The sequence below is a fragment of the Gilliamella sp. B2838 genome, assembly GCF_026536185.1.
Taxonomy (GTDB): Bacteria; Pseudomonadota; Gammaproteobacteria; order Enterobacterales; family Orbaceae; genus Gilliamella.
Genome location: NZ_JAFNOO010000001.1, coordinates 350,507 through 364,199 on the forward strand (window position 1 = coordinate 350,507; position 13,693 = coordinate 364,199).

Annotated in this window: 13 protein-coding genes; 12 read left to right on the forward strand and 1 reads right to left on the reverse strand. The window is 34.2% G+C overall.

Annotation, left to right across the window (positions count from 1 at the left end):
* Window positions 1–85: 85 nt before the first annotated feature.
* Complete coding sequence (locus J3U63_RS01635; protein ID WP_267370283.1) at window positions 86–643, reverse strand: TetR/AcrR family transcriptional regulator; 558 nt, start codon at window positions 641–643, stop codon at window positions 86–88.
* Between the two features lie 114 nt (window positions 644–757).
* Between J3U63_RS01635 and J3U63_RS01640 the strand changes: the two genes are divergently transcribed.
* The 12 genes from J3U63_RS01640 to J3U63_RS01700 all read left to right on the forward strand — a co-directional run bounded on the left by J3U63_RS01640 (window position 758) and on the right by J3U63_RS01700 (window position 13,629).
* A complete protein-coding gene (locus J3U63_RS01640; protein WP_267370285.1) occupies window positions 758–1,297 on the forward strand; it encodes an HPP family protein in 540 nt (179 codons plus the stop codon).
* A gap of 837 nt (window positions 1,298–2,134) precedes the next feature.
* Window positions 2,135–2,989 carry a methylated-DNA--[protein]-cysteine S-methyltransferase gene (locus J3U63_RS13275; protein WP_323849516.1) on the forward strand — a complete coding sequence of 285 codons (855 nt, stop codon included), beginning with the start codon at window positions 2,135–2,137 and terminating at the stop codon, window positions 2,987–2,989.
* Between the two features lie 497 nt (window positions 2,990–3,486).
* Window positions 3,487–4,698, forward strand: a complete 1,212-nt coding sequence (locus J3U63_RS01655; RefSeq protein WP_267370287.1) for an MFS transporter — start codon at window positions 3,487–3,489, stop codon at window positions 4,696–4,698.
* A gap of 150 nt (window positions 4,699–4,848) precedes the next feature.
* Window positions 4,849–5,739, forward strand: a complete 891-nt coding sequence (locus tag J3U63_RS01660) for a DUF6708 domain-containing protein (RefSeq protein ID WP_267370288.1) — start codon at window positions 4,849–4,851, stop codon at window positions 5,737–5,739.
* A 54-nt stretch (window positions 5,740–5,793) separates the two neighbouring features.
* Complete coding sequence (locus J3U63_RS01665; RefSeq protein ID WP_267370290.1) at window positions 5,794–6,492, forward strand: hypothetical protein; 699 nt, start codon at window positions 5,794–5,796, stop codon at window positions 6,490–6,492.
* A gap of 107 nt (window positions 6,493–6,599) precedes the next feature.
* Window positions 6,600–6,782: a hypothetical protein gene (locus J3U63_RS01670; protein WP_267370291.1), complete on the forward strand. Its 183-nt coding sequence runs from the start codon at window positions 6,600–6,602 to the stop codon at window positions 6,780–6,782.
* Between the two features lie 380 nt (window positions 6,783–7,162).
* On the forward strand, window positions 7,163–7,663 hold the full coding sequence (gene tssB, locus J3U63_RS01675; protein ID WP_267344947.1) for a type VI secretion system contractile sheath small subunit: 501 nt from the start codon (window positions 7,163–7,165) through the stop codon (window positions 7,661–7,663).
* Window positions 7,664–7,740: 77 nt separating this feature from the next.
* Complete coding sequence (tssC, locus tag J3U63_RS01680) at window positions 7,741–9,273, forward strand: type VI secretion system contractile sheath large subunit (protein WP_065632985.1); 1,533 nt, start codon at window positions 7,741–7,743, stop codon at window positions 9,271–9,273.
* 35 nt (window positions 9,274–9,308) lie between these two features.
* A complete protein-coding gene (tssK, locus tag J3U63_RS01685; protein WP_267344945.1) occupies window positions 9,309–10,661 on the forward strand; it encodes a type VI secretion system baseplate subunit TssK in 1,353 nt (450 codons plus the stop codon).
* Between the two features lie 9 nt (window positions 10,662–10,670).
* Window positions 10,671–11,336 carry a type VI secretion system protein TssL, short form gene (gene tssL, locus J3U63_RS01690; protein ID WP_267344944.1) on the forward strand — a complete coding sequence of 222 codons (666 nt, stop codon included), beginning with the start codon at window positions 10,671–10,673 and terminating at the stop codon, window positions 11,334–11,336.
* An 11-nt stretch (window positions 11,337–11,347) separates the two neighbouring features.
* On the forward strand, window positions 11,348–13,105 hold the full coding sequence (locus J3U63_RS01695) for an OmpA family protein (protein WP_267370295.1): 1,758 nt from the start codon (window positions 11,348–11,350) through the stop codon (window positions 13,103–13,105).
* 35 nt (window positions 13,106–13,140) lie between these two features.
* Window positions 13,141–13,629, forward strand: coding sequence for an Hcp family type VI secretion system effector (locus tag J3U63_RS01700; RefSeq protein WP_065632981.1), 489 nt, complete (start codon window positions 13,141–13,143; stop codon window positions 13,627–13,629).
* Window positions 13,630–13,693: the final 64 nt, after the last annotated feature.

Below are 13,693 nucleotides of genomic sequence, written 5' to 3' on the forward strand. Positions count from 1 at the left end.
TCCAAAATATTATATTTTTATAAATAAAAACAAATAATCTTAAAATGATTATAATAAACTCTCTACTAATACAATATTTGTATATTTAATGCCTATTCAACAGCGCTGATACTAAAGTAATGGAATCTTGTTCAATCTGATCATTAAGATTCTTATCATTTTTATACACTACGTTAATATTAATCAATCCTTCAAAAATCACCATCAGTGTATTTGCCAAAGACGCTTTATCGGAATACTCTTCAAGTTTTGAATAAATTAGGTTTCTAACAAATTCTTTATGCGCCCTTAGTATATCGGATACGCAAGGCAAGGTTTCTCGCATTTCCTCAACTGCTCGCATGAATAAACAGCCATTATAATCCACTTCAGAAAACCATTGTTTATGCCATTTAAATATTCCTAAAATCGCATTTTTACCATTAAGTCCTTTAATAGACTCCTCAAGCTTTGAACGAAATATTGAGTCTCTATTTTTCAATACTTCCATTATAAGTTTATCTTTGCTTCCAAAATGATTGTACAATGTAGTTTTAGAGCAGCCTGACACATCCCTAATATCATCTACCCCTACACTCGAAAAACCGGTTCTATAAAACAGTTTTTCTGCCGTCTTAATAATTAATTCATCTGTTTTTTTCAAAATAAATCACCCAAATAAATTGCAGAGTGAACAGATCTGTACTATTATCAATTTGATGTACAGATCTGTTCAGATTATCTATTCATATATTATAACTTATAAGGAAAACAATTAATGAAATTCTTTCTTTGGGGGAGTGAAAAACTACCTAATAGACCTAAATTACTAGATTTATTTCAAGGACTGTTAGGCGGAACTTTGGCAATTTTAACTCTTGAATATCTGACTATCTATTCTGGTAGCTATTTTATTATGGCTCCGTTTGGCGCTTCATGTGTCATTTTATTTGCTGTTTCTCGATCTCCTCTAGCACAACCAAGGAATGTAATTTTTGGCCATCTAATATCAGCATTTGTTGGTCTAGTATTTTTAAAATTATTTGGTGATTCAATTTTTATTACTGCTTTAGCGGTGGGCTGTGCTATTGCAGCAATGCAATTCTTAAGATGTGTACATCCACCAGCAGGCGCAAATCCGTTGGTTATATTATTAACAGCAAGTCAGGTTAATTACGATTTCAGCTTTTTATTGTTTCCCGTGCTTTCAGGCTCCATCTCTCTGGTAATAATAGCCTATGTTATTAACAATCTACTATCAAAAAGCAAGTGGCCAATCTATTGGTTAGCAATTTTAAATAATAAACAGAAGGAGTGATTAAAATACCTCTAATTGAGCTAAGGAATTACTTATCAACTTGCAATATAGATATTATGGATCTCGTATTGATAAAAGACACCTAGAAAAGATAACCGAGCGCTTATAATTGGTTGAGCAAGATGATAAGTAACGATCAACTTGCCAATGTATACAATCTATTGATATTGACACATATGACACCTGCTCTTTTGGATCTGTATACTGTTATGCAATAACATCAAAGAGAAGAATACTCGCTAATAAACGCCAACATAATAAATTCTCACCCCAATTGGTAGGCTATCCGATTGAAACAGACACGATTAAATGTTTGCCCCACAATTGCTACTTATTTTATAAAATGAATTATTTTAATAGCAAGATTCGGGTTTTTAATCGTTCTGATTTTGTTTATTATCAATACGTATTATAGAGAAAAACACAAATAAGCTATCAACAAGTAAATATACTGTATTGATTAATAAAACTAATCAACGGTCAAATACTAAAAAAAATTCAAACAACATGTATAAAAGATAACTTAGGAATGGTAATTGCAGTTAGAGCAAATAAAGATTTATACGTCTATCTTTACTAAACATCGCTCGTTATTACCAGAGCCAAGACAAATTCGATAATTTTCAAATAGGCAATGAGTAGAAAGATATAACGTTTATCTCTCTTCATTGAAGACTCGACCGAGAAAATACTTTTGTCTGGAAATTGATCAAGTTTGATATTTCTTTAGTGTTTATTAAAACTGTGTCTCAGAAAAATATGGCACAATTTATTAATGATACTGTAGGGTACCTATCACTCATAACTTCATTGGTTTGCTGAAAAGGAGTATTCAAAGTGAATAAACAAAAACAGAGAGATTTTGATCGAATAAAAAAAGCCATTGGATATTTGAGTGAAAATTATCAATCTCAACCGACGCTCGAACAGGCCGCAGAACATGTACATTTAAGTCCTTATCATTTCCAGCGTATGTTTTCTAATTGGGCTGGAGTAAGTCCTAAACAATTTCTAAGATATATCAGTATCACTCACGCTAAAAACCTTCTAAAAGAAGAAAGCGCCTCATTATTGGATGCCACCTATGAATTAGGCTTGTCGAGTACCAGCAGGTTGCATGATCTATTTATTGATATTGAAGGTATGACGCCGGGAGAATATAAAAATAACGGAGAAAACTTATCAATTAATTATAGTTTTATAGATAGCCCTTTTGGTGAAACCATCATTGCATCAACAACAAAAGGAATTTGTTATCTCGCTTTTGTTGAGGATGAACAGTCATCACTTCAATCATTGAAAGCGCTATATCCTAATGCGCAATATCGACAATGTACTGACCAGATTCAACAAAATGTAATCTTCGTATTTACGCAAGACTGGTCAAAACTAGCTAAAATAAAGCTACATATTAAAGGTACGGATTTTCAACTTAAGGTGTGGCAGGCTTTGTTATCCATTCCTATGGGAAAACTATCAACTTATAGCAACATAGCAAACAAGATACATAATCCCAAAGCGAGTCGTGCGGTTGGCTCTGCTATTGGTGATAACCCAGTGGCCTTCTTAATTCCTTGTCATAGAGTTATAAAATCGACAGGATTATTAGGGCAATACCATTGGGGTAGTGACCGTAAAGCAGCCATGATCGGTTGGGAAGGTATTAAAATAGATCCTAAACGGAGGGAATAACCAAAAAGAGCATCGTTGGGAATTAGCAAAAAAATAAATGCAGGCAAATAATGTTCAATGGTTATATAAAAAATCCACGGAAAGCTAAATTGCAAGACTGAAAAGTACAATAGATATGAGACGTATTTTCGAGAAAAACCATAAACTATATGGCGACACTATACTCATGAAAAAATAATATTTTATAAAATTATTAACAATCAAATGATTATCATCTTGTCACTGTTGTGTAAAACATCTAATTCACGAGCAATGTAACATATATATTGTCCTAATCTAAATCCAACATAAATATCCATATAACTATCTTTGGTTAACATTTCCTATTATTCATAAAAATAAATAGCGACTATAGAATCTTTTTTCAAGAAGTGTCAATGAACTAAATTTATCAAATATAAAACAAAAGGTTAATATTTTAGCAAGATTCGGATTGTTAGTAAGATTGAGAAAATGCAAATATAGCTATGAAGTGTCAGTATGAGGAAAATAACAACATGGACAAATTACTAATTCATAAGATTTCTTATTCCAATTTATGTGCGCAATTCTCTGAACAAATAATAATAGCTGTGCTGCCGATTATAGCAGTACTATCTATACATGCTTCAGCGTCTGAAACAGCATTTATACAAATGATAAATACGTTACCTTTTCTATTATTATCGATTCCAATGGGAATACTTGCAGATAGAGTATCTAGAAAGAAATTGATGATCATAATGGAAATTGTTCGTGCAGCAGCCATATTTATATTGTTTTATTTGACATTTTTAGGGAATCTGACAATAAATAAAATTGCATTATTCGGTTTTTTTATAGCAATTGGTACTGTTATTTACAGTGTAGCAAGTCCCGCTTTAGTCGCATCTTTTGTCATAAAAGATCAGTTAATTAATGCCAATAGATCAATAGAAATTGCCAAAAGTGTGGCTTTTACTGCCGGTCCAGCATTCGGTGGTATTCTTGCTGGCATTTATTCAGGAGGATTAGCATTCATATTGGCTTTTTTACTTTCAATCATCAGTGCCTTTTTTCTAATATGTTTACCCAAGGAGCCTGTACAAAAAAAATCAGAAAGAAACATAATTCAAGAACTATGTGATGGTTTTATTTTTTTACTTAAAAATAAATATTTAAGACCTATAACGATAACGGCTTTTGTCTTTAATTTATCATTTAATTTGCTATTATCAATATTTGCTTACTATACTATCAACAATCTCTCCTTTACTTCATTTGAAGTCGGAATGTTATTAAGCCTAATCGGTTTAGGAATGTTTTTGGGATCCGTTCTATACAAGTTTATATCTACAAAAATAAATTTTGGATTCCAACTGACTTTAGGGCCTGTATCAGCTTTTGTAGCTTCAATATTAATGCTTTTAACTACCATATATCCTGTCAAGGAATTGGTTTTTATATCTTTTTTCTGTTTTGGATTTGGCCCCATCATATGGACCATATCTACAGTCTCGCTAAGGCAGTTAGTTACGCCTAATAATATGATAGCGAAAATATCTTCAGTGATCATGACGGTTACTTTTGGTGCCCGGCCTTTAGGCGCTGCTTTAGGTATATACATAAGTGCAAATTTTAGTGTAACTAATTGCATTTTCGCTGTTTTTATTGGTTTTTTTATTCAGTTAGCAATTATTCTTTTCTCAAAACCAGCCAACTTAAAAAAATTATCAGATGCAGAGAAATAATATTAAAAAAAAGTTGAAAATGTGTTGTTATGTGAAATATTGTTGAAAATTGCCAAGTGATGATGCTCTAAATGTATATCAACTAACAATGATGTACCAATAAATCTAATCGTGCTAATACATTTTAATAAAACACAGGAATCAATAATTATGTTTAATAGTACACGCTACACACCAAAAATTTATGGTTGGACAAGAGATTTAGAAAAATCGATTAACCGTTATAATTCAGGGGTTCGCTTAAAAAAAGATAAACAAGGAAGACCTTATTTAAAACAGATGCGTTATGCTGATGATACCTATTGTGAACTGGGGCGATTTAGCAATGGCGAAAGAACCAACAATATTTTATTTGGACTATTGGCTTTTATTAGCATGTTGATTTCTGTAGGAGGATTGTTATATGCAGCAATTTTTGCCATTACCGAATTAGATAATATCGGACTGGCTTTTATTTGGCTCTGTTTTATTGTTGCCATTGTCCCTTTTTTAAGCATTTGTACTTCTGGTTTAACCATCCGCAGTTTATTGTTACCTGCCGATATTCCTGTCCGTTTTAATCGACAAACTGGTAAAGTCTATGTCTACGACCCACAATTGAATAAACATTATTTTTGGTTTCCATGGAAAGTCTTAATGCGAATGGCAACTCCCGATATTAAAGTATTTGAATGGGACAATTTAAGTGCTTTTTCACGGCGAAAAGGGGTTGTTAACGAATTATGGTTAGCCGCATGTAAGCCCGGCACTTATGAAGTGATTGATTACTTTCTTGTGTGTGATGCTCCCGCACTTTATGATGAATGGCTTTGGATTATGGAGTATATGGCGTTTGCACGTGAGCTAAGCTATAAAAGTGAAGTACAACCAACACATTGGTCACATGATATTAATCTTCGTTTTGCTTCACCGATTATCTGGCCAGAAGGTGTTGATAAAGCATCGAAAGCCAGCTCGAAAGCAGAATTGGCCGAAATTGAAAAACAGTATGACTTAGTGGGCAAAATGTATCCACCCTACAATATTGAACACCAAGCATAGACCTGCTTGTAAAGCAGTTTAAATATAAGAATAACTATAAATAAGGATTAAAGCATGAATATGAAAGCCATCTTGATATTAATACTCGCTGGGATAGTGTTTTTACTCACCAAGTGTGACTTTTCTCATTTTAAAGAGAAAATTCAACAAGAGTATGATGCTTCTAACCCTAATGGTGATAAGGGATTTTGTCTATCTTTTAGTGGGAAAGGCGTTTATCCTTATACATCAATAAATACCTTTCCGCCATATACTGATGCTCTTGACATCATAGGTAATAACCGTTTAAATCAATCATTACACGCTTTTAGCCAAATGGGGTTATTTAGCGAAGAGCCTACCGGTGAAGATGATGGCAAACCTATTTATCGTTACAGTTTAACCCCTTTTGGGCAACAGCATTTTTACCGTCAATCATCTACTGATGGTTTTTGTTTTGGTCGAATTGTTGTGCAGAGCCTTAAAAATTCATATGAGGATATGCCTACTGATGACGATGAAATAACTTATATTTCTGGAAGAAAAATAAAACCAGTCTATTTTGAATTTACCATCGAAAATTTGCCTGAAGATTGGTTAAAAGCCAATATGCCTTTTATCAAAGAATTATATGGAAAAAAAGTGGAAGAGCTTTTAAGCGAAAAAGAAGGACGTTATAAAGCGTATTTTGCCAAGGAAGCCGGCGCCAAAGAGTGGCATATTGTAAACGGAATTATAATTCATAATGGATTTTTTTTACATCAAAGGGACTAACGTGATTTAAAAAATTGGCGGTATTTGGTATTTTTTATACAGTATTAAAGATTAATGTTGCTTGCGAATACAAATATTATTAATTATAAAATAATAGGAAATAAACAATGGGTAAATTGCGTGGCGTTATTCGCTTAGGCGATTCGACAGGTCATGGTGTCAATCCCATCATTGAGGGAGAGCCAACCTTTCTTGATCAGGGTAAGGTAGTGGCGTTAGATGGTCACCATGCTGCTTGTAACAAACGATCATTTATTTCATCATCAACACGAAATGAAAACCAATTTTAATTATTTATACACTAATTTGACTTATATTAGGCTCCTACTCTATTTATCTGGATTAATTTAAACCAAATATAAAAATAAGTAACTAAAAATCTGTCTAAATTTCACACATGATCACATTTCATAAAATACATGGTTTTGATAATCGAAATAGCTTGGCAAATTATTAAACATTGTTTAAGATGTTGGTTATAAAAAATATAAATTTGTGAAAGTTATTATAGATTTAGTGTTGAATCAACTTAATCAAACCACTTATTCGAGCAGGATGCTTCATTAAAATAATAAATTATAGCCAATGGAAAAAAATAACTTTTACATAAAAATTATCTATTTTGCTTTAGTAAATATTCAAATTTAATAAGGAAAAAAAAGGAAAACATATGTCAAATAGTTATCAAAATGAAGTCCCTCCTGCTCGCGTAAATATTCATTTAGATCTCCATACTGGTGGTGCTAAAAAGAAAGTTGAATTACCGCTAAAGGTATTATCTATTGGCGATTATGGTCGGGGCAAAGACAAACGTCCATTATCTGAAAAAGAAAAAGTCTCAATTAATAAAAATAATTTTGACGCCGTGTTGAAAGATTTCCGACCTGAAGCCTCAATTAGTGTCCCTAATACACTTGCTGACGATGGAAGTGATATCAGTATTAATCTCGCATTTGAATCTATGAATGATTTCTCGCCTGAACAAATTGCCAAAAAAATCCCACAATTACGCTCATTATTGGCGATGCGCAATTTGTTAAGAGATTTGAAATCCAATTTGTTAGATAACGCTACATTTCGTTATGAGCTAGAAAAAATCGTGAAAGATGAACAGTTATCCGATGAGCTTCGCGCTGAATTAGAGGCCATTGTAGCTGAAAGTACTAAATAGATATGTTCTTTAATAACTCTATTTAGAAACTTTCTAAAAAGGAATACTGTGTTTGATACGAATGTAAGGAAAAAATGATGACTGTACAAAAAGAACAAAACAATGCAAATAAAGTAGCATTAGAAGATAACGGTAGTGTTTATCAATCTTTATTCAACAAAATTAATTTAAATCCAATTGAAAAAGCGAGCGAAATTGATAAATATGAAGATAATGACGTATTGTCAGAATCTTCACAAGATGAACGAGTTACTATAGCTGTTAATATCCTTCTTAAACTGATTCAAAATTCTTCTCAAAAAATTGAAAAACTTGATAAACATTTATTAGATTATCATATTAGCCAAATAGATCAAAAATTGAGCCGTCAACTTGATGCTATTATGCATAATGAAACATTTCAGGAAATTGAAGCAACTTGGCGTGGATTAAAATTTCTAGTAAATCGTACCGATTTTCGTCGTAATGTGAAAATTGAATTATTAGATGTATCCAAAGAAGAACTACGTCAAGATTTTGAAGATGCTCCTGAAATTATCCAAACCGGTTTTTATCGACATACCTATATTCAGGAATATGACACACCAGGTGGTGAACCAATTGGTGTGACAATTTCAAATTATGAATTTGATCGTAATCCACAAGATATTGCTTTATTACGTAACATTTCAAAAGTTTCAGCAGCAGCACATATGCCATTTATCGGTTCAGTAGGACCTAAATTCTTTGGTAAAGAAACGATGGAAGAAGTCGCAGCGATAAAAGACATCGCCAACTATTTTGATCGTGCAGAGTACACCAAATGGAATAGTTTCCGTGATACTGATGATTCTCGTTATGTAGGGTTAACATTACCAAGAGTACTTGCGCGCCTACCTTACGGACCTGATACTGTGCCAGTGCGTAGTTTCAACTATATTGAAGACGTTAAAGGTCTTGAACATAACCGTTACTTATGGGCTAATGCTTCGTATGCTTTTGCAGCTAATATGGTACAAAGTTTTATACGCAATGGCTGGTGTGTTCAGATTCGTGGCCCTCAAGCTGGTGGACTAGTTGAAGACCTACCTATCCATCTTTATGATTTAGGAACAGGTAATCAAGTTAAAATTCCAACAGAAGTTCTTATTCCTGAAACACGTGAGTTTGAATTTGCAAACTTAGGTTTTATTCCTCTATCTTTCTATAAAAATAGAGATTATGCATGCTTCTTCTCGGCTAATTCAACACAAAAACCTGCTCTTTATGACACAAAAGAAGCCACCGCAAATAGCCGTATCAATGCGCGCTTGCCTTATATTTTCTTATTATCACGCATTGCACACTATTTGAAAGTCATTCAACGTGAAAATATTGGTGCAACAAAAGATCGTCGTGTGTTAGAGCTCGAATTAAATAAATGGATTAGCAATCTTGTTACCGAAATGACCGATCCAAGCGATGAAGTTCAAGCAGCACATCCATTACGAGAAGCGAAAGTAATGGTTGAGGATATTGAAGATAACCCAGGATTTTTCCGTGTTAAAACATTTTTAATTCCTCATTTCCAGATTGAAGGAATGGATATTAATTTGTCAATGGTATCACAAATGCCTAAAGCCAAAGCGTAATATCATTCATATAAATACTGGGAGTGTTACGATACATGAAAATTTTTCGTCCTTTATGGAATGAAGGTGTCTTTTTGACGCCTCAACAATTCCAACAACAGGCATTATGGAATCAATTTTCATCACAAAAGTTAGCCGCCATGTCGGTGGCTAATCCGTGGGGAATTGAAAAGCTGACTATAGATACGCAAGCGCTAACAGCTGATCGCCTCATGGCTGAATCTATTAGTATCCGTTTTCCTGATGGCGTGGTCATTAATACCGATATTGCAGATAAATTACCGGAAATTAGATCACTCAATACAGAAATCCCTGTCGAGCTTGAAGAGGTTACTGTTTTGGTAGGTATTGCTTTACTACAAGCGAACGGAGGCAACTGTTTACAAGATAATCAGCGCCTTGAGCGACCTTTACGTTATCGACAAGAATGGATTGAAGTAACTGACTTATTTGGTCAAAATGCTGAAACCATTGCTGTAGAGCGTTATGCCTTAACGTTTTTATTCGACTTTGAAGATCATAGTGATTACCTAACCTGCCCAATTGCTAAATTAAAGCGTGATTTAAATGGTCGATTTGTTCTAGACTTTGACTATATTCCACCACTTATGAATCTCTTCACTCAAAGTGGTGCACTATTAAAAGAATTAGAACTGCTCTGTGTTCAAATACAAGCAAAACGCCAGCGCTTAATGGGTATGCGTCATGAGCGTAATCAGCAAATGGCGGAATTTGCAATTGCTGATGTCTCTTTATTTTGGCTCTTAAATGCATTAAACACTTTTGAACCACAACTTAAGTTCTTACGGGATAATCCAACTATTCATCCGGAAAATCTTTATCAAACGCTAACTGCACTAACAGGGGCTTTACTAACATTTTCATTGGCGAATGACGTTGATGATATACCTGCTTACCAACATGAAAAACTCAATGAAGTGTTTCCTCCGCTATTTGGATTAGTCCGTAACCTGTTAGAAGAAAGTCTACCATCTCGCGTGATCAAAATTGACCTAGTTCATGACAAAGATACACTGTGGACTGGTCGGTTAAATGATTCTCGCCTTGTTGAAGATGCAGATTTTTATCTTTCAGTTCGTTCAAGTATGCCTGGTCATCAATTGCAATCGCAATTTCCTATTTTATGTAAAGCAGGGGCACCTGATGATGTAAGACAAATTATACATTCAGCGCTGTCGGGCATACCTATAAAAGCACTAAGTCATGTACCTGCGGCAATACCGATGCGTTTGGAAAATCAATATTTTGCATTGGATCTTTCAAATCAAGCAGCAAAAAATATGTTACTAACCCGATGTTGCGAATTTTATGTCCCAAGGGCAATGCCTGATATTTCAATGGAACTGTTCGCGGTTTTGCGATCTTAGGAAAACAATATGAGTATAGAACCTCAAAAAGTGGTTATTGATGAATTGCTAAGAGATTCAATCTTAGTGGTGGTACAACTTAAAGCTAAAGCAGATATCCCTTCTGGTCACAAATTATATGAACTTTGTAAACAACAAGTAATGGCCGTTAGGGAAAAATTGTTTAACGCTCAATACAGTAAAGACGTGATTGATGATATCAGCTATGCATTGTGTGCATTATTAGATGAAACAGTCTTGCTTTGTGATCGCGATAATCCTAAAAATCAAGATTACGATGAATGGTTAGGTGCACCATTACAAGTTATCTTTTTTAATACTCATAATGCCGGCAATGACTTATTTGACAAAGTTCGTGCACGATTAAAAGCAGATAAAAAAGACTTTTTAGTGTTGAGTTGTTTTGATCGTGTATTAGGATTAGGCTTTCAAGGTCGTTATCTTGATAAACCGCAAATGGAACGAGAACATCTCATTTTAGCCTTGCGCGAAGCTTTGCGTGAATATGAACCAGAGCAATCACATCCAATAATTGAACAAACACAAACTCATCGTTATTGGGGGCGAAAGACAGCCTTATTATCTTGCACTGGATTATCGATAGTTGCCGTCGTAGCGCTATATTTTGTATTAAATTATCGACTCGATACATTGATTCAACAAATTGTCGGTTAAAAGGGAGTTTTATGAGCGATTACCCTAAGCGTATCCAGATTATTTACGCAGTCATATTGAGCCTATTGTTACTATTTGTTTTTTTACCCATAACCATTGGTTGGAAGATAATTGGAACTATTGTAATTATAGTGATTGCGGGTGGACTTTTATGGCGACTAAAGCGATACCGACAAATACTTGCTTCATCAACAGCCAATATCCAATTTTTAACTCAAAAACTAGATTTATTGCCAGCAAGACAACGCTATCGTTTACCGATTTTATTGGTAACAGGTAGTGCTGCGAAGGATTTTTTCCCTAATGATTTATCATTAGCTGAATCAAATGTTTTAGTCTCATCTGAAGCGGTTTGGATTTATGTTGAAGAGTTTTCACACCTACCAATTGTCTATGATTCATTAATCTCAAAATGGCCTGACATGTTAGGTCGAGTTGGTATATTTTTAGCTATTGCACCTGAATTAGAAGACAAACAAGGATTATTGATTGCAAAGTTACAAGCTTTTCGTCAATCTTGGGTTGACACATGCCGCATTGCAAAATATCAATTACCTGTCTATATATCTACACATATTGGTTTTAATGATTTAATTTATGATGAACAAAATCCATTACCCATTTACTGGTTTCAATTAGTTAATGAGCGCTTATACTTGCTTGATCGTTATTTATCACCAATTGATAACTGGGTAAATGACATCAAAATTTCGTCTGACGAACGAGAACGTCGATTACGACTTAGACCTTTCTTGATCGAAACCCAGTCTTGGATTGAACATGTCGTATTAAGTACGCTAACAGATTCAAAACAGCCTATTACCAAATGTGTACCAACAGCGATGGCTATTTATCCTACTAATCAATCTATTACTAGCGATAACGTTATCCAAAAATTGTGGGAAAGTTTGACCACCTTACCACTTCCTAATACACATAAAATACAAGAAATCATCAGTCCACCCGATGCATTAGTTAAGTTTATGCCAATTGCATACCCATTTTCGCCAATTTGTACCATGATTTGCGGTTTAATCATTATCACATCCCTTTTTGGAATGGGCTGTTTGGGTGCATCATTTTGGAATAACCTTAAACTTGCCGAGCAAGTTCAAAATGATATTCATCATTACCAGTTAATTCCTATGGACTCTTATGAAGAAAAACGCCAAGCGCTTGAACAATTAAAAAATGATAGAGCAATCTTAAATCAATACCTTGCACAAGGTGAGCCTGTTCGTTTAGGTATGGGGCTTTATCAAGGTTTACGACTTATCGAACCATTAAATATCACAATGAGTGATTATGTGGCAAAACCACCTGAACCAGAAAAAATTATTGTCAAAGAAACTGAAGTGGTAGTCAAAGAACCACCAGTGATTCGTCTGGATAGTTTATCGCTCTTCGAAGTGGGCCAGTCAAACCTAAAACCAGACTCAAGTAAAATATTGATTAACGCTTTAATGGAAATGAAAAACCAGATTAATGCTAATCAAGGAACAGGCTGGCTTATTTTAATTACCGGTCATACCGATTCTACAGGTGATGAAAATAAAAACTTAACGCTATCGCTTGAACGAGCTGTTGCGGTAAGAAACTGGATCATCAAAACCAGTGATATTCCAGAAACGTGTTTTGCAATACAAGGATATGGGGCTAAAAAACCGTTAGTGGATAATGATACCCCTGAACATCGTGCCAAAAACAGGCGTGTAGAAATTAGTTTAATTCCTCAAATGTCAAATTGCATTTTGACGAACCATAAATAAAAATTAGTAACAAAAAAACAAAAGGAGTAAATACAATGGCAGTCCCAGCATATATGTTTCTTAAAGATGACGGTGGTGCAGAAATAAAAGGTTCTGTAACGGTAGTCGGACGTGAAGGTAGTGTAGAAGTGGTTGAATTTGATCATAAAGTTTACATACCTACTGATGGTAATACTGGAAAATTAACCGGAACCCGCGTGCACAAACCACTTGAATTTGTGAAAGAAGTCGATGCTTCATCACCTTACCTTTATAAAGCAGTGACCACTGGTCAAAACTTAAAATCTGTTGAAATCAAATGGTACAAAATTAATGATGCAGGACAAGAAGTCGAATACTTTAATACATTGATGGATGGTGTAAAAGTGGTATCGATTAAACCTGAAATGCATAACATTAAAGATCCAACTAAAGAGCAATACAATCACTTAGAACGTGTTGAACTACGTTATGAAAAAATAACTTGGACTTACAAAGATGGCAATATAATCCATTCAGACAGTTGGGTTGAAAGCCGAGGCTAATGTCGCATCGGTTGATCCTGTTATTAATAGGATCAACCATTATTGGTTACTATTAAAAGAATAA

Bases quoted from the DNA above. Each gene is read 5' to 3' on its own strand.
- J3U63_RS01640 (WP_267370285.1), top strand. From the start codon at position 758: ATGAAATTCTTTCTTTGGGGGAGTGAAAAACTACCTAATAGACCTAAA.
- J3U63_RS01655 (WP_267370287.1), top strand. From the start codon at position 3,487: ATGGACAAATTACTAATTCATAAGATTTCTTATTCCAATTTATGTGCG.
- J3U63_RS01660 (WP_267370288.1), top strand. From the start codon at position 4,849: ATGTTTAATAGTACACGCTACACACCAAAAATTTATGGTTGGACAAGA.
- J3U63_RS01665 (WP_267370290.1), top strand. From the start codon at position 5,794: ATGAATATGAAAGCCATCTTGATATTAATACTCGCTGGGATAGTGTTT.
- J3U63_RS01670 (WP_267370291.1), top strand. From the start codon at position 6,600: ATGGGTAAATTGCGTGGCGTTATTCGCTTAGGCGATTCGACAGGTCAT.
- tssB (WP_267344947.1), top strand. From the start codon at position 7,163: ATGTCAAATAGTTATCAAAATGAAGTCCCTCCTGCTCGCGTAAATATT.
- tssC (WP_065632985.1), top strand. From the start codon at position 7,741: ATGACTGTACAAAAAGAACAAAACAATGCAAATAAAGTAGCATTAGAA.
- tssK (WP_267344945.1), top strand. From the start codon at position 9,309: ATGAAAATTTTTCGTCCTTTATGGAATGAAGGTGTCTTTTTGACGCCT.
- tssL (WP_267344944.1), top strand. From the start codon at position 10,671: ATGAGTATAGAACCTCAAAAAGTGGTTATTGATGAATTGCTAAGAGAT.
- J3U63_RS01695 (WP_267370295.1), top strand. From the start codon at position 11,348: ATGAGCGATTACCCTAAGCGTATCCAGATTATTTACGCAGTCATATTG.
- J3U63_RS01700 (WP_065632981.1), top strand. From the start codon at position 13,141: ATGGCAGTCCCAGCATATATGTTTCTTAAAGATGACGGTGGTGCAGAA.